This is a genomic window from Cohnella faecalis (assembly GCF_003570905.1).
In the GTDB taxonomy this organism is placed as follows: Bacteria; Bacillota; Bacilli; order Paenibacillales; family Paenibacillaceae; genus Cohnella; species Cohnella faecalis.
Map to the genome: position 1 here is coordinate 14,561 of NZ_QXJM01000027.1, position 24,143 is coordinate 38,703.

Annotated in this window: 18 protein-coding genes, 2 pseudogenes and 1 other annotated feature (1 of these 21 cut by a window edge); of the genes and pseudogenes, 18 read left to right on the forward strand and 2 right to left on the reverse strand. The window is 56.2% G+C overall.

What is annotated here, in order from left to right:
• Positions 1 to 201, forward strand: a binding site (T-box leader) (it extends 16 nt beyond the left edge of the window).
• Positions 202 to 229: 28 nt separating this feature from the next.
• The gene (leuS, locus tag D3H35_RS05940) at positions 230 to 2,689 is read left to right on the forward strand and encodes a leucine--tRNA ligase (RefSeq protein WP_378125422.1); all 2,460 of its coding nucleotides are present in this window, start codon (positions 230 to 232) and stop codon (positions 2,687 to 2,689) included.
• Positions 2,690 to 2,740: 51 nt separating this feature from the next.
• Here the strand turns inward: leuS and comER are convergent, their stop codons facing one another.
• Entirely contained in the window at positions 2,741 to 3,592 is an 852-nt protein-coding gene (gene comER, locus D3H35_RS05945) for a late competence protein ComER (protein ID WP_119148209.1), read from the reverse strand.
• A gap of 121 nt (positions 3,593 to 3,713) precedes the next feature.
• On the opposite strand from comER, the gene D3H35_RS05950 reads away from it, so the two are divergent.
• The 6 genes from D3H35_RS05950 to holA all read left to right on the forward strand — a co-directional run bounded on the left by D3H35_RS05950 (position 3,714) and on the right by holA (position 10,550).
• Positions 3,714 to 4,271 (forward strand): ComEA family DNA-binding protein, encoded by a 558-nt coding sequence (locus D3H35_RS05950; RefSeq protein WP_119148210.1) that lies wholly within the window; start codon positions 3,714 to 3,716, stop codon positions 4,269 to 4,271.
• Positions 4,272 to 4,419: 148 nt separating this feature from the next.
• Positions 4,420 to 4,962 (forward strand): deoxycytidylate deaminase, encoded by a 543-nt coding sequence (locus D3H35_RS05955; RefSeq protein ID WP_119148211.1) that lies wholly within the window; start codon positions 4,420 to 4,422, stop codon positions 4,960 to 4,962.
• A gap of 75 nt (positions 4,963 to 5,037) precedes the next feature.
• Positions 5,038 to 7,620, forward strand: a complete 2,583-nt coding sequence (locus tag D3H35_RS05960; RefSeq protein WP_119148212.1) for a DNA internalization-related competence protein ComEC/Rec2 — start codon at positions 5,038 to 5,040, stop codon at positions 7,618 to 7,620.
• 149 nt (positions 7,621 to 7,769) lie between these two features.
• Entirely contained in the window at positions 7,770 to 8,318 is a 549-nt protein-coding gene (locus D3H35_RS05965; RefSeq protein WP_119148213.1) for an RNA polymerase sigma factor, read from the forward strand.
• A gap of 14 nt (positions 8,319 to 8,332) precedes the next feature.
• Complete coding sequence (locus D3H35_RS05970; RefSeq protein ID WP_267901357.1) at positions 8,333 to 9,310, forward strand: anti-sigma factor family protein; 978 nt, start codon at positions 8,333 to 8,335, stop codon at positions 9,308 to 9,310.
• Positions 9,311 to 9,518: 208 nt separating this feature from the next.
• The gene (gene holA / locus D3H35_RS05975; protein WP_119148215.1) at positions 9,519 to 10,550 is read left to right on the forward strand and encodes a DNA polymerase III subunit delta; all 1,032 of its coding nucleotides are present in this window, start codon (positions 9,519 to 9,521) and stop codon (positions 10,548 to 10,550) included.
• Between the two features lie 63 nt (positions 10,551 to 10,613).
• Here the strand turns inward: holA and rpsT are convergent, their stop codons facing one another.
• Positions 10,614 to 10,886 (reverse strand): 30S ribosomal protein S20, encoded by a 273-nt coding sequence (rpsT, locus tag D3H35_RS05980; protein ID WP_119148216.1) that lies wholly within the window; start codon positions 10,884 to 10,886, stop codon positions 10,614 to 10,616.
• Between the two features lie 126 nt (positions 10,887 to 11,012).
• On the opposite strand from rpsT, the gene gpr reads away from it, so the two are divergent.
• From gpr to dnaK, 11 genes and pseudogenes are all read left to right on the forward strand, one after another.
• Positions 11,013 to 12,014, forward strand: coding sequence for a GPR endopeptidase (gpr, locus tag D3H35_RS05985; protein WP_119148217.1), 1,002 nt, complete (start codon positions 11,013 to 11,015; stop codon positions 12,012 to 12,014).
• Between the two features lie 276 nt (positions 12,015 to 12,290).
• Positions 12,291 to 12,926 (forward strand): hypothetical protein, encoded by a 636-nt coding sequence (locus D3H35_RS32130; protein ID WP_119148218.1) that lies wholly within the window; start codon positions 12,291 to 12,293, stop codon positions 12,924 to 12,926.
• Positions 12,904 to 13,547, forward strand: a pseudogene (gene spoIIP, locus D3H35_RS05995) (stage II sporulation protein P). Before D3H35_RS32130 ends, spoIIP begins: the two are co-directional and overlap by 23 nt.
• Before the next feature lie 12 nt (positions 13,548 to 13,559).
• Entirely contained in the window at positions 13,560 to 13,970 is a 411-nt protein-coding gene (locus D3H35_RS06000; RefSeq protein ID WP_119148219.1) for a hypothetical protein, read from the forward strand.
• A 320-nt stretch (positions 13,971 to 14,290) separates the two neighbouring features.
• Positions 14,291 to 16,282 (forward strand): endonuclease MutS2, encoded by a 1,992-nt coding sequence (locus tag D3H35_RS06005; RefSeq protein ID WP_119148220.1) that lies wholly within the window; start codon positions 14,291 to 14,293, stop codon positions 16,280 to 16,282.
• Between the two features lie 431 nt (positions 16,283 to 16,713).
• Positions 16,714 to 18,531, forward strand: a complete 1,818-nt coding sequence (gene lepA, locus D3H35_RS06010; protein WP_119148221.1) for a translation elongation factor 4 — start codon at positions 16,714 to 16,716, stop codon at positions 18,529 to 18,531.
• Positions 18,532 to 18,667: 136 nt separating this feature from the next.
• A pseudogene (gene hemW, locus D3H35_RS06015) lies at positions 18,668 to 19,815 on the forward strand (radical SAM family heme chaperone HemW).
• Between the two features lie 142 nt (positions 19,816 to 19,957).
• Positions 19,958 to 20,419: an N-acetyltransferase gene (locus tag D3H35_RS06020; RefSeq protein WP_119148513.1), complete on the forward strand. Its 462-nt coding sequence runs from the start codon at positions 19,958 to 19,960 to the stop codon at positions 20,417 to 20,419.
• A gap of 143 nt (positions 20,420 to 20,562) precedes the next feature.
• The gene (gene hrcA / locus D3H35_RS06025; protein ID WP_119148514.1) at positions 20,563 to 21,588 is read left to right on the forward strand and encodes a heat-inducible transcriptional repressor HrcA; all 1,026 of its coding nucleotides are present in this window, start codon (positions 20,563 to 20,565) and stop codon (positions 21,586 to 21,588) included.
• A gap of 53 nt (positions 21,589 to 21,641) precedes the next feature.
• Positions 21,642 to 22,223 carry a nucleotide exchange factor GrpE gene (grpE, locus tag D3H35_RS06030; RefSeq protein ID WP_233567787.1) on the forward strand — a complete coding sequence of 194 codons (582 nt, stop codon included), beginning with the start codon at positions 21,642 to 21,644 and terminating at the stop codon, positions 22,221 to 22,223.
• Positions 22,224 to 22,288: 65 nt separating this feature from the next.
• Positions 22,289 to 24,133 carry a molecular chaperone DnaK gene (gene dnaK / locus D3H35_RS06035; RefSeq protein ID WP_119148222.1) on the forward strand — a complete coding sequence of 615 codons (1,845 nt, stop codon included), beginning with the start codon at positions 22,289 to 22,291 and terminating at the stop codon, positions 24,131 to 24,133.
• Positions 24,134 to 24,143: the final 10 nt, after the last annotated feature.

The following is a 24,143-nucleotide window of genomic DNA, read 5'->3' on the forward strand; positions in this document are numbered from 1 at the left end:
GGAATAGTAGTCGATTGGACGTACCCTTAGAGAGCCGGCGATTGGTGCAAGCCGGCGGACGTCCGCGATGAACTCGCCTGGGAGCCTTTGCGCGCAAGCGCGGCGAATCCCCCTCGTTACGGGGCACAAGTGGGCGAAACCTCAAGCAGAGGATTCGTCAACTAGGGTGGTACCACGGGAATTAATCCTCTCGTCCCTAGCGACATCGCTGGGGGCGGGAGGTTTTATTATGTTCAAGGGAGCTACGGAAGTTATGAGCGAAGACAACAAACAAGGCTACAGGCCTCTTGCAATCGAGCCGAAATGGCAGAAACATTGGGACGAGAACAAAACGTTCCGTACTACGGAAGAAAAAGGAAAGCCGAAGTTTTACGCGCTCGATATGTTTCCTTATCCGTCCGGGGCGGGCTTGCACGTCGGTCATCCGGAAGGGTATACCGCAACCGATATCGTCAGCCGCTATAAGCGGATGAAAGGCTTCAACGTTCTGCATCCGATGGGTTGGGATGCCTTCGGTTTGCCTGCCGAGCAGTACGCTTTGCAAACCGGCCGCCATCCGCGCGAAATTACGGTTGAGAACATTAACAATTTCCGCCGCCAGATCAAATCGCTCGGCTTCTCCTACGATTGGGAGCGCGAATTCAGCACGACGGACCCGGATTATTACAAATGGACGCAATGGATTTTTATCCAACTGTTTAAGAAAGGGTTGGCCTACGTCGCGGAAGTGCCGGTTAACTGGTGTCCGGCGCTCGGAACGGTGCTGGCGAACGAGGAAGTTATCGACGGCTTGAGCGAGCGCGGCGGCCATCCGGTCATTCGGAAGCCGATGCGCCAATGGATGCTCAAAATTACCGAATACGCCGAGCGGCTGCTGGAGGATCTCGAGGAGCTCGATTGGTCCGAGAGCATCAAGGATATGCAGCGCAACTGGATCGGCAAATCGACGGGAGCGGAAGTGACGTTCGCTATCGAGGGTCATGACGCGGCGCTGACTGTGTTCACGACACGTCCGGACACGCTGTTCGGCGCAACGTATTGCGTTCTGGCTCCCGAGCACGAGCTTGTCTCGGCCATCGCGTCGGACGAACAGCGGGCGGCGGTTCAAGCTTACGTCGATCAAGCCGCCCGCAAGAGCGACCTGGAGAGGACCGATCTCGCCAAGGACAAAACGGGAGTGTTCACGGGCGCTTACGCGATCAATCCGGTGAATGGCGCTAAAGCGCCGATCTGGATCGCGGACTACGTTCTGGGAGGCTATGGAACGGGCGCCATCATGGCGGTTCCGGGCCATGACGAGCGGGACTGGGAATTCGCGAAAAAATTCGATCTTCCGATCGTCGAAGTCGTCTCGGGCGGCAACGTCGAGGAAGCGGCATTCACAGGCGACGGCGAGCACGTCAACTCCGATTTCCTGAACGGCTTGTCCACGCCAGACGCGATCAAAGCGATGATCGAGCGGCTGGAGAACATCGGCAAAGGCCAAGGCAAGGTCACATACCGTCTGCGCGACTGGCTGTTCAGCCGCCAGCGTTATTGGGGCGAACCGATCCCTGTCATTCATTGGGAGGACGGTACGATGGATACGGTGCCGGAAGACGAGCTTCCGCTGCTGCTTCCTGATGTCGACGCGATCGAGCCTTCCGGAACCGGCGAATCTCCGCTCGCGAACGTAACCGACTGGCTGAATGTCGTCGATCCGAAAACCGGACGCAAAGGCCGTCGCGAGACGAACACGATGCCGCAATGGGCGGGCAGCTGCTGGTACTATTTGCGCTTCATCGATCCAAGCAACGACAAGGAAATCTGCTCGCCGGAGAAGCAGCGCGAATGGCTTCCGGTCGACCTTTATATCGGCGGAGCGGAGCACGCGGTTCTTCATCTTTTGTACGCTCGCTTCTGGCACAAAGTGCTGTACGATATCGGCGTCGTAGAGACGAAGGAGCCGTTCCACAAGCTCGTCAACCAAGGGATGATTCTCGGCATGAACAACGAGAAAATGTCCAAATCCCGTGGCAACGTCATCAATCCCGACGATATCGTGAACGAGTTCGGCGCGGACACGCTGCGGATGTACGAAATGTTCATGGGGCCGCTCGAAGCGACGAAGCCGTGGAACACGAACGGCGTCGAAGGCGTTTACCGTTTCCTCGCTCGCGTATGGCGGCTGTTCACGGACGAGAACGGCAAGCTGAGCGAGCGCATTCAAGACGTCGAAGGCGACGCAGCGTTCCGTCGCACTTGGCATAAGAGCGTCAAGAAAGTAACGGAGGATTACGAGGCGCTTCGCTTCAACACGGCGATCAGCCAAATGATGATCTTCGTGAACGAGGCGTACAAGACGGACGTGCTTCCGAAGCAAGCGATGGAGCATTTTGCTCAGATGCTTTCGCCGATTGCGCCGCACATTACGGAAGAGCTGTGGGAGCTTCTCGGTCACGGAGAATCCATCGCTTATGCCGCTTGGCCGCAATACGATCCGTCTTTGACGGTCGATGCCGAAGTCGAAATCGCAGTGCAAGTGAACGGCAAAATCGTCGATCGCGTCAACATCGCCTCCGATCTCGACGAAGCGGGCATGCAGGAACTGGCGCTCGCTCTCGATAAAGTCAAAACTTTAATTGAAGGAAAAACAATTCGCAAATTAATTGCCGTCAAAGGCAAGCTCGTCAATATTGTCGCCAACTGAAGCACAGGGGCGCTCTCCTCGCGGAGAAGCGCCCCTTTTTTGTACCCGTATTCAATTATCGTCGTTGCCGGCGGCTTCGATAGCGCTTGCCAGAGAAGCGTCGACCTTGCTTAAATCTTCGGCGTATTTCTCGTGCGTCGTCCGGAACACGTCAGCGAACGCCCCTGTCGTGCGGGCTTTCAGCTTTTCCAGGGCGGCTGCCGTTATTCCGCCCGGCACGGACACTTTGGCTTGCAGCTGTGCCGTCGAATAACGCTGTTCGACCAGCATTCGCGCGGTACCCAGCAGCATTTCGCCTGCAAGCTCGGTCGCCTTTTCCCGGTTGATTCCGGCTGTCGTGACGGCGGCTTCGATGAACTCCTCCAGCAAGTAGGAGATAAAGGCGGGACCGCACGCGGACAAGTCCGAGGCGGCTCGAACCTCCTCCTCGGCGATTTCAACCGGTCGGCTAATGTGAGAGAACAAATCCCATAGAAGCGTCCTGTCGCCGGGAGCCAGGCGGCTGCCCCACATGAACAACGATGCTCCGCAATAGGCGCTGTTGACGACGCTAGGGATGATTTTGGCTATTTTGCATGGCAGCACCTGTTCCAATTGGGAGAGAGTGACCGGGCTCGTTATCGATACGACAAGCTGCTCGGGGCTCATGACCGGAGCGATTTCCTCCAGAACGGCGCGAAAATCCATCGGCTTCACGCACAAAAACAACAAGTCCGAAGCATCCGCGGTATCGCTATTGGAGGGGAGCGCGGCAAGTCCGGGAAATTTTTCGGCCAGCTTCGCGGTTTTGGAGGGGGTGCGGGAGCTGGCCACGATATTGTCAGGCTGGATCGCGCCGGTAGCTATGAACGCTTCCATCAACAGGCTTCCCATGCTGCCCGCACCGATGAAGCCGATTTTCATCCTTCGTCCCTCCTCCGTTAACGTTCATTCATCCCAGTCTATGTGCGAGGGGTTGGCCGACATGCGCTTTTTAGATTCAAACGAATGAAAATGATCTTGTTAAGGAAGGTGGAGTCGCTAGATGCTCGACAGTTCGCAAGGCAGACGTTCGATTCGAAAAATGGCGGCGTATGCGGCGGTTGCAGCCGGGACGTTGCTGCTCGCCGTCGCTCTCTTGCTTCCGTCCAACAAACCGGCTGTGCCCGGATGGGAGACGGTGAACGGCGAAGTCGGGGCGCGGCTGGTCACGACTCCCGACGATCTCGGGCAAACGGGCGAACAGGCGGGGAGGAGCGCATCCATAAATACGGCCCCAATACCTTCTTCTCAGCCCTCGGCAACGACTCCGAATTTTTCAACATCGTCCCCGGAGCCGTCGCACAACTCGTCCGCTCCCGCCGCTTCGCCTTCGCCTGAACCGCTTCGGATAGCCGATCAGGCTGGCAAGCTGGATTTGAACAGCGCCACACTGGCGGAGCTGGACGAGCTGCCCGGTATCGGACCGGCCAAAGCAAAGGCGATTGCCGACTATCGGGACAAGCGAGGGAAGTTCAAGTCCGTGGATGAGCTGAGTTCCATCAAAGGAATCGGAACCAAGCTTATGGAGAAAATCAGACCGCTGGTGTTCGTTCGGGAATGAGGCTTCGCTGCGAGAGGCCGCATTGTCGGCTCGACGTCCTTCTTTCCCAATCGTTCAAAATATGCGACAATGATGAAAATCAACCTTATCGAATGGTTGAAGCTGCCAATTCATCGCGAGCGCGAGACTTAAGGGAGGACCAATCGGAATGACGGCATCCGTACGCAAAGACTGGGACACCTATTTCATGGACATCGCCTTTATGGTTTCGACCCGCTCCCGCTGTCCCCGCCGTCATGTCGGCGCCGTTCTCGTCCAAGGGAAAAAGTTGCTGGGCACCGCTTATAACGGCGCTCCGATGGGAGTTCCCGACTGCTCCGAGGCGGGCTGCATGATCGTGGAGGAATTGGAGCGGGTACCGCAGGGAGCCGGGGCCGGGGCTGGGGCTGGGGACGAAGCCGGTCCGGTCAAAAAGCAACGCTGCATCCGAACGATTCATGCCGAGCAGAATCTGCTGCTGTTCACGGATCGCAACGACCGCGAAGGCTCGACGGTATATGTGACGGACCAGCCATGCTGGACTTGCTCCAATATGCTCGCCAACAGCGGGGTAGCCGAAATCGTCTACATCCGAATGTATCCGAAGGATCATGAGAAGGTAGCTACGCTCATGCGGCAGCGAGGGATCGTTTTTCGCCGTATCGAGGGCTACGTTCCTCCGCCGGATACCGAAGTTCAGGACGGCTCATAACGGCTTGCAACAGAGGAAGAACCTCTTCGCCTATACGGTGGAGCGGTTTTTTCTTTTTAAAAGGGGGATTTTGAAGTGGGAAGACGGCCTCTCGTTCTATTTGCAGTGTGCTGGCTGGTCGGAGCTTCCGCGCCGTCGCTGCTGAGCTTCGCCGGTTCGCTTGCCGCGCTTGCAGGCGCAGCGTTTCTCCTGATCGGAACGACTGCGTTCCGGCGCATATCGGGAAAGCTCGCGCTGCTTTGCGCGGCGGCGCTCTTCCTGTCCTTCGGTCACCGAATGTGGGCGGAGCAGGGCAACCAAACGAAGCTATCGCCGGATGCAAGCGATGCCGCACGAACGGAAGCCGTCTTGACGGGCAGGCTCCTTTCTCCTGCAAGCGTGGACGGAGACTTGGTCGTTTTTAGAATAGCCGCGAATGTTGCGGATCTGGGCTTGACAGGGGAGTGGACGAACGTTGCGGGAGAGCGGCTAGCGGTGCGGGTCAAGCTGAAGGAGCGCACGGAACAGGCTGCAGCGAAGAAGTGGAAGAGGGGGATGACGGTAAGGATCGGCGGAGTGCTCGAACGGCCCGGAAGCGCCGGGAATTTCGGCACATTCGATTACCGCGCTTACTTGGAACGGCAGCAAGTTCATTGGCAGCTCACTGCCGAGGGAGCCGCTTCGGTCATCATAACGAAACGGAAGCCGCCGCTTTTTGTACGGCCGATGCAGTGGATCGATTTTTTGAGGGAGGCGATCGGAGAGCGAATGAACCGGTTATTCCCGAACGGCGATGCAGGGTATATGAAAGGTCTTGTCGCCGGTATTCAGGAGGACATCGATCCCGGGCAGTACGATGGCTTTTCTCGTCTCGGGCTCACTCATGTGCTCGCGATTTCCGGTTTGCATGTCGGAGTCGTCGTATTCGCTCTTCTGCGGTTCGGAGCGGTGCTCAGGCTAACGCGAGAACGCGGCATGGAACTGACGATTGCGGCTATGCCAGTCTATATGCTGCTTACCGGAGCTTCCGCTTCGGCGGTTCGGGCTTGCCTTATGGCCATGATCGCGCTCGCACTGGCCCGCCGGAATCAATTGAAGGACGGGCTTCATTTGCTTGCGGCCGCGGCTCTAATAATGGTCGTCGGCAAGCCGGCAATCGTGGAAGAGGTCAGCTTTCAGCTTTCGTTCGCCGTAACGGCCGGACTGCTGCTGTTTGTACCGCTTGTTGCGGCCTGGCTTCCGATCCGCTGGAAACCGCTTCGCAATGCGCTTGCCGTCGCGATAACCGCGCAGGCGGCATCCTTTCCGCTGTCCGCGTATTATTTTCACGGCTTGCACTTGCTGTCGCTCCCGGCCAATCTGATTCTCGTCCCCTTCATAAGCTTTATCGTGATGCCGCTGGGTCTGGCTGCGATTTTGCTCGGTTCGCTCTGGCTGCCGCTCGGAATCGTTCCGGCGAAGATCGCAACGGTCTGCAATGAAATGACTTTCCGCATCGTGGGTCAGTTCGATAACGCGACGCGGCTGCAAACCGTATGGCCTCAGAGCAACTGGCACTGGGTCGTCGCCGCTTATTTATTAATGGGACTGACGGCGCTCTGGCTGCGGCGATTATTGGAAGCGAGGCAATGGGCGGAGCAGGAAGCCGCCTTCGAGGCCGAGGAGACGGTTCCGCTTCGCGAAGCGGGATTGGAGGAATTCGGCGTCGGCAAACCGTTTGCCGTTGCGGGTATGCTGCTGCTCTCGGCGTGGGGGGGATGGCTGTTATGGGGAATAAAGCCCGCTTTTCTCGATTTGACGGCGAAAGCGATGTTTCTGGACGTTGGGCAAGGCGACAGCATATTGATTCGGACCGGAGGAGGCCGATACGCTTTGATCGATACCGGAGGCGCGGTTTCGTTCCGCAAGCCGGGGGACGAGTGGAGGGAACGCCGCGATCCTTACGAAGTCGGCCGGAAGCTTCTCGTCCCGCTGCTCAAGCAGCGGGGAGTGCGCGTCTTGGAAGCGCTCGTGCTCACCCATCTGGATCAGGATCACATCGGCGGAGCCGAGGCGGTTATTCGGAACGTGCCGGTTCGCCGAATCGTATTCAACGGCACGATCAAGGATGCTTCGTCCGTGCGCAAGCTGTTCCGGTTGGCACTTGACAAAGGCATACCTTTGTTCGCGGCCCGGGCGGGAACGACTTGGCGAATCGACGGCTCGGCAAGCATAGACGTTCTGTATCCGGAACGACACCCGGGAGACGCGGTATCGTTCGAGGACGAGCAGAACGATCGAAGCGTTGTGCTTAAGCTTGCTCTTTATGGCAGAACCTTTATGCTGCCCGGCGATCTCGAAGCGGCGGGGGAGAGGAATATCGCGACTGCCTACGCCGCCGATCGGTCGCGGCCTTCGCCGGAACCGGTCGACGTTCTTAAAGCGGGCCATCATGGAAGCAAAACGTCGACCGTCGCCGAGTGGCTCGAGCTTTGGACTCCGAGAGAGGCGGTCATATCCGTCGGCCGCAACAACTTATACGGCCATCCGCATCTGACTGTGCTGAACCGTCTGGACGAGTATGGCGTCGCCTATTTTCGTACGGACAGGGACGGGGAAATTCAGTATCGGATCAGTCCTTCGGGGAAGCTGGAGCGCCGGGAAAAACGCGCGGCGGAGGAAGTCCCATCAACCTTTTGAGGACAAATATATCGTTTTTTGCTAGACTGAATAAAGAATTGCCCGGGGAAGGACGATTGGCACAACTTTCCTTCGCGGCTAACGTAACCTTTGTGCAACCTTTTATCGGATGCTTGCGTCTGTGAGGGTGCAGAGGAGGAGGATCTTCTGTGATGGAGCCGGCTCTCATCAAAGCTGCGCAGGCGGGCGACAAGGAAGCGCTGGTCGCGTTGCTTCGCGAGATTGAGAACCAAGTGTATCGTACGGCTTATTATTTGCTGAATCACGAGCAAGATGCGCTGGACGCATCGCAGGAAGCTCTTATTCGAATTTATACCAAGATCAATTCCTACGAGGAAAAGGCTCAATTCCGGACTTGGGTTCAGCGGATCGTGACGAATATTTGCATCGACAAATTCCGGAGAAGCAAGCCGTCGGTGTCGATCGACGAGCATGAGCTTGTATTTGAATCTGGAGACAGCGTAGAAGGCGAAGTGTTATCCGCCTATGAAGCCGAAGAGATCCGGGAAGCGATTCAAAAGCTCCCCGAGCATCATCGCACGGTCGTCGTTCTTCGCTACTTGCAGGATTTTTCGTACAACGAAATAGCGGACTCGCTGCACTTGCCGCTTAATACGGTCAAATCATACTTATTCCGAGCCAGACAGCAGCTGCAGGTTCTGCTTCATGATTATCAGAAGGGTGGTGTCCGGGGATGATCTGCCAAGAGGTGATGGAACTCATGCAACGTTACGTAGATGACGATTTGAACGAGCAAGAAACGTCTCGCATGATGTCCCATGTCGAGGAATGCCCCGACTGCGCCGCCATGCTGGAACGTCTGCGCCGTTTGTCCGACGGGCTTATGCAGCTTCCGAAGGTAACGCCGCCGTTCAGTCTTGTCGATGCCATTCTGCCGCAGTTGGAGCTGCAGGCTGTCGGCACCGTCAGGGGTGAAGACAGCGGCTCCGCTTCGGTAACCGACGCGCCAACGCCATTGGCCGAAACGCGCTCCTCGCGCCCTCGCAGAGGGTTGTTCGGACGCATTGCGGGTGTCGTGGCGCTCGGACTCGCTATTGGCGCCATGCTGTACAATCAGCCCTTCCCGTTCGGGACAAGCGGCAGCCAAAACAATTCCGAGGCGGCCATGCCGAAGGAATCTTCTGCGCAAAGCTTCAAGATGTCCGATCAAATCGGCGCCGCTGACGATATGGTTGCTCCTTTGACTGCCGGGGCTCCTACTCCTTCAGCCGAGGAGGCTCCGGCTCCATTGGTCGAGAATGGCCCGGCGCCTTCGGTTGGGACAAAGCACAAAAACGAAGCCCGCCAAGGTATAGCCGAGACGGAGGCGGACAAGAAAAGCTTTGCCCCCGAATCCGCGCAGCCGGCAGCGGGCCAAGAAACCGATAGCGCAGGCGGCGGCCAAATGAAGGAAGCGCCAAGCTTGAAATCGCTGGGCAGCTCTCCCGGCGACATGGGACAGTCCCCGGACGGCAAATGGATGACTATTGCATCTGCCGACGGCTTGCTTACGGTAATCAAAGCGGAAGACGGCTCGACCGTATTCGCGACGCCGGTTCGTTACGGGATGCCTACCGGACTCTCGTGGAACGCCGATAGCACCCAACTGTCCTATACGTTCGCTGACGAGAACGGCAAGCAGACGAATTACGTGTACGATGTTACGACCGGCAAGGAATCGACTCGTTAACTTTCCCGCACACTCTAAGCGCTTCGTGCGTATGATAGGTCGTGGGAGTTGACGCCGTCCTTCAGGGCGCGTGTCACGTCGTTCGCGCACGGTACCATGGGCCGGCCGGCGAACGTTGATATAGATGTCCGAGGACGAAGGGATCGCGACCGAATAACGGCGTGATCTCTTTGTCGTATTAATGCGATAACCGAAGGAGAAGACGAGTATGGAGGCTAGTCAAGCGTTTCGCGAGCTGAGGGAAGGAACGGTTCGGCCCGTATACGTGTGCCACGGAACGGAATCTTATCTAATGAACGAATTCGTCGAACGGCTGACGGAGAAGCTGGTGGAGCCCGAGCATCGGGACATGGCGATTATTCGATTCGATACGGGCGAGATGCCGATCGACGTCGTGCTGGACGAAGCCGAAACGATGCCGTTCCTTGTGGAGAGGAAGCTTATTCTTGTGCGCGACAGCGTTTTGTTCGCATCGGGCAAAGAGTCGTCCCGCATCGAGCATCGCGCCGAGCGGTTGCTTGCGTATATGGCGCAGCCTATGGAGACGACCGTTCTTGTGTTTCTTGTCCCTCACGAGAAACCGGACGAGCGCAAAAAGCTCGTCAAAACCGCCAAGTCGTCCGACAGCGTTATCGCGTTTACGTCACTTCCGCCGGAAGAGCTGCAGAGGTGGGTGATGAAGCGCGCGGAAAGACAAAATCGCACTTTGGAGCCGGCGGCTGCCGAAGAGCTGCTGAAGAGGGTAGGCACCGATATGCTCTCGCTCGCGGCCGAGACGGACAAGCTTTGCTTGCACGCAGGCGAGGGCGGGAGGGTGACCGCCGGGGCGGTGGACGAGCTCGTGCCGATCGCCACGGAGCAGAACGTGTTCAGGTTGACCGAAGAGCTTGCCGCGTTAAGAACGGGTAAAGCGATTTCGCTTTATTACGATCTGCTGAAGCAGCGTGAGGAGCCGATCAAGCTGATGGCGCTTCTCGTGCGGCAGTTCCGCAACATGTTGTACGTGAAGGAACTGGGCGGACAAGGCTATTCGCCTCAGCAGATGGCTGGACAGCTCGGACTTCATCCTTACGCGGTCAAAATAACGGCGGAGCAGGCGCGAAAATTCAGCGTGGAGCGATTATCCAAGCTGCTGTCGGAGCTTGCGGATCTTGATTACGCGATGAAGACCGGACAAGTGGAGAAGACGCTCGGACTGGAGCTGTTTCTGCTGAGAACCGGCTCGGCCGGCGCGGGATGAACCGATAGGACAAAAAAGCCATCCTCGAAAGAGGATGGCTTTCTTCATGGCCGGCTTAAGCTATTAAGCTTGAGCGGACAGGGCGTTCAGCTTTTTGGCAAGACGGGACTTTTTGCGAGCTGCCGCATTTTTGTGAATGAGGCCTTTGGTCACCGCTTTGTCCAGTTTTTTCTGGGCCAGGACCAACGCGTCTTTTGCTGCGTTTACGTCTGTTCCAACGACGGCTTGATCGGCTGCTTTTACGGCCGTACGCAGGGCGGATTTTTGCGAAGCGTTGCGCAAGCGGCGCTTTTCGTTCGTTTTCGTCCGTTTAATGGCGGATTTGATGTTCGGCATTCTTTTCACCTCCTGAAAAACAAGAGTATTTCTCCACACAACTTGTAACATTCTATCATGGAGGGGTGTAAAAAGCAAGGCGAAAACCCACTCCATTCCGCTTGCGAAAGGGGTTGCCGAACACAGGTGGCATCCGATTTAAGCTTATATAACGTGCGTACCGATCTGGCGCTCGAGGCGAAGGAGCTCGCGACGCCTCCCGGAGGCGGAGATTTGCCTGGAGTCTGGTCGGAAGAGGAGAGCGGCGGAGGCATCACCGTTAGCCGGATGCACATTCAAACGGAGGAAGGCGCGCAAAAAATCGGCAAAATGATCGGTCATTACGTGACGCTGGACGTCCCTGAGCTTCGTCGCGGAGATACCGACCTGCAAGACAAGGTAGCGACGGCGTTCGCGAAGGAGTTTGAGGCGTTTTTGAGCCGAATCGGCATCGACAAGACGAAGAGCGTGCTCGTCGTCGGTCTCGGCAATTCGAACGTAACTCCGGACGCTCTCGGACCTCTCGTCGTCGAGAACATCATGGTAACGCGCCAATTTTTCGAGCTTATGCCGGATCAGGTCAGTCCCGGCTATCGTCCGGTCAGTGCGGTTGCTCCGGGCGTCCTGGGCACGACGGGCATCGAGTCGAGCGATATCGTCTTCGGAATCGCGCAAAAATCGAGCCCCGATCTAATCATTGCGGTCGACGCGCTGGCCGCGAAGTCTCTGGAGCGGGTGAACACGACCATCCAAATCGCAGATACTGGCATTCACCCCGGCTCCGGGATCGGCAACAAACGGCGCGGCTTGACGAAGGACATCCTCGGCGTTCCGGTTATCGGCATCGGCGTTCCGACCGTTGTGTATGCGTCGACGATCGTGAACAATACGATGGATCTCGTTTTTGGACATATGAAAAAGCATACGGAAAAAACAGGAGCTTTGTTCGGAGTGTTCGGCGACATGCAGGAAAACGAGCGTCTCGGACTCGTCAAGGAGGTTCTTCAGCCGCTCGGTCACGACTTGCTGGTTACGCCGAAGGAGATCGACAAGTTTATCGAGGACATCGCCAACGTCATTGCGAGCGGCTTGAACGCCGCGCTGCACGAAGCGGTGGACACGGACAACGTTGCCGCTTTTACGCATTGAATCGAACGACAATCAGACATTCCGGTTCGCCCGGGGTGTCTTTTTTTTGAGAATAACAGAAATCATGAATCGGAGGATTGGAAGTCCGTCAGTAGTCGTAAAATCGGAGCTGCGAGGGCAGTTTTCCTGCTCACTCGAGTACGGCTTCTCCCGAACTTTCTCTCTCAAACGTTCTATCACTATCGAATCTCTCATATGCTTCAATACCTGACAGAAAAAAGAGAGAAAGAGTTCCCTGTGGACAAAAGGCGGGGCTCGAACGGGAGGATGAATGGCATGAAACGAATCGTCGTAACGCTGAATTGGCCTCTGTTAAGAAACCGCTGGCGAAGAATTCTCATTACCGGACGAGCCTACTTTATTCTTAGTCTCGGCTCCATGCTCGTCTTCGTTATGCTTGGACTGGCCGGCATGCTTCAAAACGCGGTCGCGGCATCTCCCGTGCAATCGATGAAAGGCTTTGCCGCCTCGTTGTCCGGCGGTTTTTTCGGCTCCTTGCTCGGAATGGAGCTTCCCCATATGAAAACGGCCAAGGAGGATTCTCCATTGAAGTCGGACGTGGTCGCTTCCTTTTTGATCCGATTTCTGACGAACTTGAATCCGGACGATCCCAAAGCCTGCTGTCCGCCGAGATGCCGGGAATGCTTCCGGACAAGTCTCTGCTGCTCCGAACCGGCTCCGGAGGAACGGAGGAGCCCCCTGAGGATCACGGTCCGATCGAATCGGAGATCGGAAGCGGAGAGGATGACAATGGGCAGACGTCTCCGTCCGAAGAGCCAGACCCGTCATTGCCGCCGGATGGACAATCGCACAGCCGTCCGAAACTTCCGAGCCATCGCCTCCTGCCGACAACGAACCCGATCCGGCGTCCACGGACGGACGCAAGGTTGTGTTCATTTATCATTCTCATAACCGCGAGTCGTGGTTTCCAGAGCTGAAAGCCGGGACGAAGGACGCGAATTCCGGCAATATGAATATTACGCTGGTCGGGAAAAGGCTCTCGGCGCAACTGGAAAAAAACGGAATAGGCACCGTCCATTCGAACAAGGATTACGTTGGAACGGTCAAAGATTACAACTGGAACTTTTCCTACAAATACTCGCTTCAGACGTTGCGGCAGGCGGTCTCGCAAAACAAGCAGCTTAAATTCTTTTTCGATATTCATCGGGATTCGCTTCGGCGCAACAAGACGACGACAACGATCGGCGGCAGAGATTACGCGCAAGTGTTTTTCATTATCGGTCACCGGAACCCGAACTGGAAAGAGAACGAAGCGTTCGCGACGGCTATTCACGAGCAGCTGGAAAAAGACTATCCGGCTTATCCAGAGGGATTTGGGGCAAGACTGCGGCGACGGGCAACGGGGAATATAACCAATCGATTGCCCCGGACAGCGTGCTCATCGAGATCGGAGGCGTAGACAACACACTTCAGGAAAGCTATCGGACCGCTGACGTTCTCGCGAAAGTTATCGCAAAGCTGTACTGGGATAACGAAAAAACGGAAAAAGTAGATAATAAGATATCGAATTAGGAGGGGATTCGGATGCGTCGGGATACGTTCAAGCTGCTGTTGATGGCTGCGATTGTTGCGTTCGCGATTATGTACGGGATGGAGCTCGCTTCAAGCGGCATATCCAGCGTGAACGGACCGTGGTCGTCCGACGGAAAAGCCGGCGCACAGACGAAGGGCTCGGTCATCCATTCCGAAGAAGAGTGGGAGCTTCCATCGCCGACTCCCCAAGACGGCGCGACCGCGGAAGGGAAGACGAGACGGCAGTCCTCCGGGGAAAATGACGACACGATCCGCCAGCCGGACGAAGTCTTCATCCCTCGCAACGACCGGGAGCCGATCGTCGATCGCGTATCCGCCAAAACGGCGACGGTATTGCACGACGTTTCCCATAGCGGCATTCGGATTGTCGTGTCGTTGTTCGAAAAAATAACGGGCTCTTGAACAGGCGGCTTGACGAGGCCGCGCTCGGTCGGCTATGATGAAGAAACTTCACTCGTTAAGGGGAAATTTTGATGTTGGTCTTGGTTCTGAACTGACGAATTCCATAGTGGCTGCATAAGGAAGAAGCTTGGAATGGCGTGCCCTGACGGGTATGTTTGTTTCGGCGTACTCTTCATGCGGCGTGGAAGAGCCAGGGAGGAACGGTTTCAGACTACATCTGCCGTAACGCTAGCGCGTATCGGAGACGTCTGCCGTGCTCATTCGGGCACGGCTTTTTTGCGTCCATATTTTACCTTAACTTTTGGAGGAATCAACTACACATGAGAGAGCATTCGCTTAAAAAGCTGGAATATAACCGCGTTATCGAGACTTTGGCCGGATACGCCGCCACTTACTTGGGGCTGCGCCATGCTCGTGAACTAAAGCCGTCCGTCGATCTTGGCGCCATTGCAAAAAGGCTGGAGGAAACCGAGGAGGCTCGGGGGCTGCTGGCGAAGGGGGCGCATGCACCGCTTCCGTCGATGGAAGGGATGGAGCAGCTGATTTCGCTTCTCGGCACCGGCTATGTTTTGACGGAGGAGGATTTCGGACATCTCGCTCAATTCGCCAAAAGCTGCTCGCAGCTTCAGCAGTACATGGCTTCCAAGCGATCTGAAGCGCCCTCGGTCGCCTTGTATGCCGCTTCGATGCACAGTCTTGCGAAGCTGCGGGAAGAAATCGAGCGCTGCGTCGATCGAGGACGGATCGTCGATACGGCGAGCGCGGAATTGCACAAAATCCGCAAAAAAATTCGCGCCGCCGAAGAACGGATTCAGAAAAAGCTGGAAGGGCTGCTCGCCCGTTACGCCGATTTGCTTCAGGAGCGCCTTGTCAGCCAGCGGAACGGCCGCTATGTACTTCCGGTTAAAAAGGAACTGCGCAGAAGGTTTCCCGGAACCGTTCTCGACGAATCGGCGAGCGGACAGACGGTGTTCGTGGAGCCGGCGGAATTGGCGGGCTCGCAATATGAGCTCAGCGCTCTTCGCGTAGAGGAAGCTCGCGAGGAAACCCAAGTTCTTGCGAGGCTGACCGAGCTGGCGGAATCGTATTCGTATGAAATATCGGTTAATCGGGATGCGGTCGGCCATTACGATTTTTTGCTGGCGAAGGCCAAATGGGCGCTCGCTATCGGAGGAGAATCCGTCAAGCTGAATTCGAATGGGGTTATCAGGCTGAAGGAGGCGCGCCATCCGTTTTTATCTGTGAAGCCTGTCCCGCTCACAGTGGAGGTTGGAGGAGAGTATCGCGCGCTGCTCATAACGGGACCTAATACGGGAGGCAAGACAGTCGCGCTTAAGACGGTAGGGATCTTGACGCTTATGGCGCAGTCGGGATTGCTCGTCCCTGCGGCGGCCGGGAGCGAACTGGCCGTCTTCCGGTCGGTCGAGGTCGACATCGGCGACGATCAGAGTCTGGATGCTTCGCTTAGCACCTTTTCGTCCCATCTTCGCAACGTGATCGACATACTCGACCACACCGGACCTTCAACGCTCGTACTGCTCGACGAGCTGGCGACCGGCACCGATCCGGGAGAGGGAGTCGGCCTCGCAATCGCGGTGCTCGAAGAGCTGTATCGCAGAGGCTGCGTGTTGATGGCGACTACCCATTTTAACGAAATCAAGGAATACGCCAGAGCGACGCCGGGATTCCGCAATGCGAGAATGGCCTTCGACGAGGATTCGCTCAGACCGCTTTATCGGCTGGACATGGGGGAAGCGGGGAACAGCTATGCGTTCGTAATTGCGGCCAAGCTCGGGATTCCTTCGGCTATCGTGGAGCGGGCGAAGTCGATCTCTAAAAGCTTGAAGGGGGATGCTAGAGAAGCGGAAGAAGCGAGAAAGCCGGGAAGTGCGGGAAGTGCGGGAAGTGCGGATGAAGGGCAAACTCTTTCGGCACAGCTCGAGTTTTCGAAGGCAGCTACCTCTGCGGGAGCCTCGACGGCTGCGTCTTCCTCGCGCAATTCCGGCGGAGATCGTTCGGCCGTTCAGCCGGAATGGGAAGTCGGCGATGTTGTGTTTATCCCTCATCTTCGCCGGTCAGGCGTCATTTACCGGCTTCCCGACGGGCGGGGAAACCTGATTGTGCAAATCCAAAAGGAAAAAATCGAAATTAACCATAAACGAGTTAGGCGTATCATCGAGAAGAGGGATTTGTATCCCGAGGAGTACGATATGTCCATCGTGTTCGATACCGTCGAAAACCGTAAAAAACGCAAGCTGATGGGGAAACGGCACATTGACGGGCTGACTATCGAACATCCGTCGGAGAGTTGACACGGTGGTTGGCCCGGCATAACCGGCTGAGAGCGTGCTATTGGTTCGGGGCGCGTGCGAAAAGAGAGCGTAACCGGCTATGAGCAGGCTATTGGTTCGGGGTGCGTGGCGAAAAGAGAGCGCAACCGGCTGAGAGCGGGCTATTGATTCGAGGCGTGTGCGAAAAGAGAGCGCAACCCGCTATGAGCGGGCTATTGGTTCGGGGTGCGTGCGAAAAGAGAGCGTAACCGGCTGAGAGCGGGCTATTGGTTCGGGGTGCGTGCGAAAAGAGAGCATAACCGGCTGAGAGCGTGCTATTGGTTCGAGGCGCGTGCGAAAAGAGCGAGTTGCCCGCAGCCTTGAATGTATTCGATTGATGCGCCGAGCGTCCCTTGTTATAATGAAGTGATACACTATTGGACGCAAGGGACCTTCTGGAGGTACATCCATTCATGACAGATCATCAGGCTAACCAAAGCCGCATTCGCAATTTTTGCATCATCGCGCATATCGACCACGGAAAATCGACGCTGGCCGACCGCATTTTGGAATATACGGGGGCGATTTCGTCCCGCGAAATGCAGGATCAGATTCTCGACTCGATGGACCTCGAACGCGAACGGGGAATTACGATCAAGCTGCAAGCCGTGCGCTTGCAATACAAAGCCGACGACGGCGAGACGTATACGCTTCATCTGATCGACACGCCGGGACACGTCGACTTTACGTACGAGGTTTCCCGTAGCCTCGCCGCATGCGAAGGCGCGCTGCTCATCGTCGATGCCGCTCAAGGCATCGAGGCGCAGACGCTCGCGAACGTGTACTTGGCGCTGGACAACAATCTTGAGATTTTGCCGGTCATCAACAAAATCGACCTTCCCAGCGCCGAGCCGGAACGCGTCAAGCAAGAGGTGGAGGACGTTATCGGTCTGGACACGTCGGAGGCGGTGCTTGCTTCCGCGAAGAACGGCATAGGCATTAAGGAAATTCTCGAACAGGTCGTGCAGAAGATTCCGGCTCCTCAAGGCGACCGGAACAAGCCGCTTAAAGCGCTTATTTTCGACTCCCACTACGATGCGTACAAAGGCGTTGTCTGCTACATTCGAGTCGTGGACGGAACGATCAAAGCGGGAACGAAGATGAAGTTCATGGGCACGGGCGCTTCGTTCGACGTCGTGGAGGTCGGCACTTTTCGGCCGCGCGCGACCGTCATCGACGAGCTTGGTCCCGGAGACGTAGGCTTCGTCGTTGCTTCCATCAAGAACGTGAAGGATACCCGGGTAGGCGATACGATTACGGACGCCAAAAATCCGACCTCCGAAGCGCTTGCTGGCTACCGACGCATCAATCCGATGGTGTTCTGCGGACTATACCCGATCGAGTCGACGGATTACAACGACTTGCGCGACGCGCTCGAGAAGCTTGAGCTGAACGACGCTTCGCTCCGTTACGAGCCGGAGACGTCCCAGGCGCTCGGCTTCGGCTTCCGATGCGGCTTCCTCGGCTTGCTGCATATGGAGATCATTCAGGAGCGGATCGAACGGGAGTTCAACATCCCTCTCATCACGACCGCTCCAAGCGTTATTTATAAAGTCACTCTGACCAATGGCGAGACAATCGACATCAGCAACCCGGCCGATTATCCGGAAGCGGGCAAGCTGGAACGCGTGGAGGAGCCTTACGTCAAGGCTTCCATCATCGTGCCGAACGATTATGTCGGAGCGATTATGGAGCTGTGCCAAGGCAAACGGGGCGAGTTCATCGACATGCAGTATTTGGACACGAACCGGGTTACGCTGAAATACGACATTCCGCTCGCGGAGATCGTGTACGATTTCTTCGACCAGCTCAAATCGAGCACGAAGGGTTACGCTTCCTTCGATTACGAAGTGTCCGGCTATCGGCAATCCAACCTCGTGAAGATGGATATTTTGCTGAACTCCGAGAAGGTCGACGCTCTCTCGTTCATCGTCCATCGGGATCGGGCTTACAATCGCGGACGCGTCATTTGCGAGAAGCTGAAGGATCTCATCCCTCGCCAAATGTTCGAGGTGCCGATTCAAGCGACGATCGGCCAGAAGGTCGTCTCCCGCGAGACGATCAAGGCGATGCGCAAAAACGTACTCGCCAAGTGCTACGGCGGCGACATCAGCCGGAAGCGCAAGCTGCTCGACAAGCAGAAGGAAGGCAAGAAGCGGATGAAGCAGGTCGGCAACGTCGAGGTGCCGCAGGAAGCGTTCATGGCCGTGCTCAAAATCGACAACGACTAATGCGAGTATTTTAACCGCGACTGGATTGCAGCTTCTGCGATCCATTCGCGTTTTTTTCAATAAAAGTCGTTATGGCGGCAGAGAAAGAAGGATTAACGTGGGCAACCATTTACAAGCGACCCCAGGCACGTCTCCGCTGCATGGCTGGACGCCTCGGGCGCTGTACATTCATATCCCTTTTTGCACGAACAAGTGCTTCTATTGCGATTTCAACTCGTACGTCGCGGAAGGGCAGCCTATCGACGCTTATTTGGACGCGCTCGAAAAGGAAATGGAGAGGACGGCGGAGCATATTCCTCCTAAGCGGATCGATACGGTGTTCGTGGGGGCGGAACGCCGACGGTGCTGAACCCGACCCAAATGACTCGGTTTCTCGAATCGGTCAACCGTCATTTTCCGATCGCGCCGGACGCCGAATTCACGATGGAGGCAAATCCGGGAACGACGGATCCGGCGAAGCTTGAGGCGATGCGCGAAGGAGGCGTCAACCGGATCAGCTTCGGAGCGCAGACGTTCGACGAGCAGCTGCTCAAAACGATCGGCCGCATTCATGAAGCGCAGGATGTCGTCACAAGCATCGCAAATGCGAAAGCGGCGGGCTTTTCGAATCTTTCCATCGACCTCATGTTCGGGCTTCCGAACCAGAAGCTCAGCCAACTGGAGGAGAGCGTCGCCCGGGCCATTGAGCTCGACCTGCCGCATTACTCCTTATATAGCCTGAAGGTGGAGGAGAACACGCTGTTCCACCGGCTGTACCAGCGCGGGGAGCTTACTTTGCCGGAGGAGGACGAAGAGCTCGCCATGTACGAGCATCTGATGGATCGGCTCGGCAACGCCGGCTACCGGCATTACGAAGTAAGCAATTTCGCCCGTCCGGGCTTCGAAAGCCGTCATAACACCGTCTACTGGCATAACGAGCCCTATTACGGACTTGGCGCCGGAGCGCACGGCTATGCGCTTGGGAAGCGGCATATCAATATTAAAGGCGTGCAGCCCTATATTGATAAAGCAATGCAAGCGCTGCCGCTGTTGGAAGTCAACGAAGTATCGCAAAAAGAGGCGATGGAGGACTTCATGATGATCGGGCTGCGTTTGCGAGAAGGTGTGCGAAGCGCCGATTTCGCCGCCCAGTTCGGAGGAGTATCGCTCGAATCCGTCTTCGGACCGATCATGGAGCGCCAGATCGGGCAAGGGCTGCTCGAACGCCGCCCCGATACGGATGGCTATCGATTAACGGATCGAGGCGTTATTTTCGGAAATGAAGTGTTCGGGCAGTACATCTAATTAGAAAGCCCGGATTTCCGTTGCGGTTTGTTGAGAAACGGAGGACGCCGTCCGAGAATTCTCTCTTGTGAACGACGTGGGCCTGTTGTATATTTATTCATATCATACAGGGCTTCAGGAAGTCGGAAAGAAGGGGAACAACATGACGGTCGTCTGCCGGAAAGCGGAATCGTCCGATGTGGACGCGCTTCACGAACTTATACAAAGCTACGCCGAACAAGGAATTATGCTGCCGCGCTCCCGGGAAGCGCTTGACCGGAACATCGGTACGTTCATCGTCGCCGAAGACGACGGACGGCTCGTCGGTTGCGGATCTTTATGCAGACTCGGCAACGATTTGGTCGAAATTCGTTCGCTTGGCATAGCAGGCGGCTACAAGGGCCAAGGCATCGGCAGCCGGATGGTCGACTCCTTGATCGACGAAGCGAGATCCCAGCGCATTCCGAAAGTGATGGCGCTCACCTACGAGGTGGCCTTTTTTCAAAAAAACGGATTTCGCGTCGTGGACAAAGAGATTTTTCCCGAAAAAGTGTGGACCGATTGCGTGAATTGCGCGAAGCAGCATTGCTGCGACGAGATAGCCGTTCTCAAAGTGATCGAATAAGTTCCATTAAATAGGCCAAATCGAGCCGGTCAGTTCTTGACACGATCCGGTTCGGTTTGGTATTTTTGTAGTAGCTGTTAGCACTCGCTTAATCGGAGTGCTAACGAAGGGCGGGAAGCCTAATGAATGAGGAGGAATTCCGGATGCTTAGCGAACGGCAACGAATGATTCTTAGCGCAATCGTCGACGATTATATCCGCTCTGCGGAGCCTGTCGGTTCGCGCAGCATTTCCAAGCGTACCGACGTATCGTTCAGTCCGGCGACCATCCGCAACGAGATGGCCGATCTGGAAGAGCTCGGACTGCTGGAGCAGCCTCACACGTCTGCCGGCCGGATACCTTCCATTAAGGGCTACCGCTATTATGTCGATCATCTCGTCACCCTGGGCGGTGTCGGGGAACAGGACGTTCGCAAGATTCGCGCGTTTTTCGCGGAAAAGATGAATCACTGGGAAGGCGTCATCGGGCAGGCGGCCACCATACTATCCCAATTGACCAACTACACGTCGATCGTGCTTGGTCCCGAGACCTTCTCGACTTCGCTCAAGCATTTCGAGCTGGTGCCTCTCAACGAGCGTTCCGCCGTCGCCATCATCGTCGCCAATACGGGCCATGTGGAGCATCGCACGATGACCATTCCCGACGGCATCGAGATGGAAGACTTGCAAAGAATCGTAAGGATTCTGAATGAGAAGCTGGCCGGAGTCCCTTTTATCCGGGTAAAGACGGTGCTGCACAGCGAAATCGCGAACGAGCTGGGAAGATATGTGGACCGTTGCGAGCAGGTGCTGGCCGTTCTGGAGCAGACGCTCTCGGAGCAGCAGGATCCGAAGATGTACATGAGCGGAGCGTCTAACATGCTCGGTCAGCCCGAATTCAAGGACGCCGACAAGGTGAAGCCGATACTCGACGCGCTGGAAGCAACGCCGCAGCTGCTGCAGCTGTTCCAGTCCGCTCAAGAAGGCATTCAGGTACGGATAGGAACGGAGAACGCCCTCCAAGCGATCAATTCATGCAGTCTGATTACCGCTTCCTATTCGATCGACGGCAAGTCGCTCGGCACGATCGGCATTTTAGGTCCGACCCGCATGGAGTACGGGAAGGTCATTAGCTTGCTCGATTATTTGTCCAAAGATATCGAAGCGATTATGACCAAATGGTACAAATGATTAGAGTATAGCCGTCCCGTCGGGGTGGCAGTGTAAAAGGAGGTGAATTTGGCTTGAGCACGAACGAAACGAAGGAGAACGAACAGATGGCGGAACAGCAGGAAGAGCAAGTTAACGCCGATGCCGGGCAAGCGGAACCGAATCTTGACGAGGAGGTCGCTGAAGTCGAGGTAATCGAAGCGGATAGCTTGGCGGACGAATACAAACGGCAGGCGGAAGAAAACCACGGCCGATATTTGAGGGCGCAAGCCGATTTCGATAATTTTCGCAGAAGGACGCAGAAGGAGAAGGAAGAGCTCGCGCAATACGCTTCTCTGAAGCTCGTTAACCAACTGCTTCCTGTCGTGGACAATTTCCAGCGGGCGTTGCAGACGAGCGGCGGCGAGAACGGGGAAGCCGGCACATTCGCCAAAGGCGTCGAGATGATTTACCGGCAGCTGTTCGAGGTATTGGAAAACGAAGGGCTCAAAAAGATGGAGCCGGTCGGCCAGCCTTTCGACCCGGAGCATCATCAAGCGATCATGGCGGTCGAGAGCGACGAGCACGAAGAAGGCATCGTCGTCGAGGTCGTCCAATCGGGCTATTGGCTGAAGGACAAAGTCATTCGCCCGGCAATGGTCAAAGTAAGCGGCTAAATCGCGGCAGGCACAGCTTGCCCATTCCATTATAATGCAAGCTTCAAATAGGAGGACATTTGTCTATGAGTAAAGTTATCGGTATCGACTTGGGCACGACAAATTCGTGCGTAGCGGTTATGGAGGGCGGCGAAGCCGTCGTTATCCCTAACGCGGAAGGCAACCGCACGACCCCTTCGGTCGTCGGCTTTAAGAAAGACGGAGAGCGCGTCGTCGGCGAGACGGCGAAGCGTCAAGCCATTACGAACCCTGACCGTACGGTCATCTCGATCAAACGTCACATGGGTACGAACCACAAAGTTTCGATCGACGGAAAAGATTACAGCCCGCAAGAAATTTCGGCCATCATTCTCCAAAAGCTGAAAGCCGACGCGGAAGCATACCTGGGCCAGCCGGTTACCCAAGCGGTCATTACCGTTCCGGCATACTTTAATGACAGCCAGCGTCAAGCGACTAAGGACGCGGGCGCGATTGCGGGTCTTGAAGTGCTGCGGATCGTCAACGAGCCGACGGCCGGCGCTCTTGCATACGGTCTGGAAAAAAGCGAGGACCACACGATTCTCGTATTCGACCTTGGCGGCGGTACGTTCGACGTTTCGATTCTTGAGCTCGGCGACGGCTTCTTCGAAGTTAAAGCAACTAGCGGAGACAACAATCTCGGCGGCGACGACTTCGACCAAGTGGTTATGGAATGGCTGTCCGGCGAGTTCAAAAAAGAGCACGGCATCGATTTGCTGAAAGACAAAGCGGCCGTGCAACGTCTTAAAGACGCAGCGGAGAAAGCGAAAAAAGAGCTTTCCGGCACAGTGTCTACGACCATTTCGCTTCCGTTCATCACGGTAGTCGACGGCATTCCCCAGCACTTGGAGCTGAACCTGACCCGCGCGAAATTCGACGATTTGACCGCTTCCCTCGTGGAGCGCACGATGGGACCGACCCGTCAAGCGTTGTCCGATGCGGGCATGACGGCTTCCGATATCGACAAAGTCGTTCTCGTCGGCGGATCCACCCGGATTCCGGCCGTACAGGAAGCGATCAAAAAGCTGATCGGCAAAGAATCGCACAAAGGTGTTAACCCGGACGAAGTCGTCGCTCTCGGCGCGGCCGTTCAAGCGGGCGTCCTGACAGGCGATGTGAAAGACGTCGTTCTGCTCGACGTAACGCCTCTGTCTCTCGGCATCGAAACGGCCGGCGGCGTCTTGACGAAGATGATCGACCGCAACACGACGATCCCGACCAGCAAGTCTCAGGTGTTCTCGACATACGCGGACAACCAGACATCGGTTGAAATCCACGTCCTGCAAGGCGAGCGCGCCATGGCCCGCGACAACAAGACGCTCGGCCGCTTCATTCTGAGCGATATTCCTCCGGCTCCTCGCGGCATTCCGCAAATCGAAGTTACGTTCGATTTGGACGCTAACGGCATCGTTAACGTATCCGCACTGGACAAAGGAACGGGCAAAAGCCAGAAAATCACGATTACTTCCTCGAGCGGTTTGAGCAAGGAAGAAATCGAGCGCATGCAGAAGGAAGCCGAGCTGCATGCCGAAGAAGACAACAAACGCCGCGAGCTAATCGAAGCGAAGAACGGCGCGGATCAATTGATTTATACGGTCGAGAAAACGATCAAGGATCTTGGCGACAAGGTTGACGCCGGCGAAATCGCGAAAGCCGAGGAAGCCAAAGAGAACGTCAAGAAAGCGCTGGAAGGCGACAACCTTGACGAAATCAAAGCGGCTACCGAAGCGCTGACGGAAATCGTTCAGCAGCTGTCCGTGAAGCTTTACGAGCAAGCGGCACAAGCCGAGCAAGCCGGGCAAGATGGCGCGGCCGATGCCGGAGCCGCTTCCGCCAAGAAAGACAACGTTGTCGATGCCGACTACGAAGTCGTCGACGAAGACAAAAAATAAACAAGTCATT

Excerpts from the sequence above, each read along its gene's own strand:
- D3H35_RS32130 (WP_119148218.1), top strand. The coding sequence starts at position 12,291 with ATGAAACGAATCGTCGTAACGCTGAATTGGCCTCTGTTAAGAAACCGC.
- holA (WP_119148215.1), top strand. The coding sequence starts at position 9,519 with ATGGAGGCTAGTCAAGCGTTTCGCGAGCTGAGGGAAGGAACGGTTCGG.
- hrcA (WP_119148514.1), top strand. The coding sequence starts at position 20,563 with ATGCTTAGCGAACGGCAACGAATGATTCTTAGCGCAATCGTCGACGAT.
- D3H35_RS05950 (WP_119148210.1), top strand. The coding sequence starts at position 3,714 with ATGCTCGACAGTTCGCAAGGCAGACGTTCGATTCGAAAAATGGCGGCG.
- D3H35_RS05970 (WP_267901357.1), top strand. The coding sequence starts at position 8,333 with ATGGAACTCATGCAACGTTACGTAGATGACGATTTGAACGAGCAAGAA.
- D3H35_RS06020 (WP_119148513.1), top strand. The coding sequence starts at position 19,958 with ATGACGGTCGTCTGCCGGAAAGCGGAATCGTCCGATGTGGACGCGCTT.
- D3H35_RS06000 (WP_119148219.1), top strand. The coding sequence starts at position 13,560 with ATGCGTCGGGATACGTTCAAGCTGCTGTTGATGGCTGCGATTGTTGCG.
- rpsT (WP_119148216.1), bottom strand. The coding sequence starts at position 10,886 with ATGCCGAACATCAAATCCGCCATTAAACGGACGAAAACGAACGAAAAG.
- D3H35_RS06005 (WP_119148220.1), top strand. The coding sequence starts at position 14,291 with ATGAGAGAGCATTCGCTTAAAAAGCTGGAATATAACCGCGTTATCGAG.
- leuS (WP_378125422.1), top strand. The coding sequence starts at position 230 with ATGTTCAAGGGAGCTACGGAAGTTATGAGCGAAGACAACAAACAAGGC.
- lepA (WP_119148221.1), top strand. The coding sequence starts at position 16,714 with ATGACAGATCATCAGGCTAACCAAAGCCGCATTCGCAATTTTTGCATC.
- D3H35_RS05955 (WP_119148211.1), top strand. The coding sequence starts at position 4,420 with ATGACGGCATCCGTACGCAAAGACTGGGACACCTATTTCATGGACATC.
- comER (WP_119148209.1), bottom strand. The coding sequence starts at position 3,592 with ATGAAAATCGGCTTCATCGGTGCGGGCAGCATGGGAAGCCTGTTGATG.
- dnaK (WP_119148222.1), top strand. The coding sequence starts at position 22,289 with ATGAGTAAAGTTATCGGTATCGACTTGGGCACGACAAATTCGTGCGTA.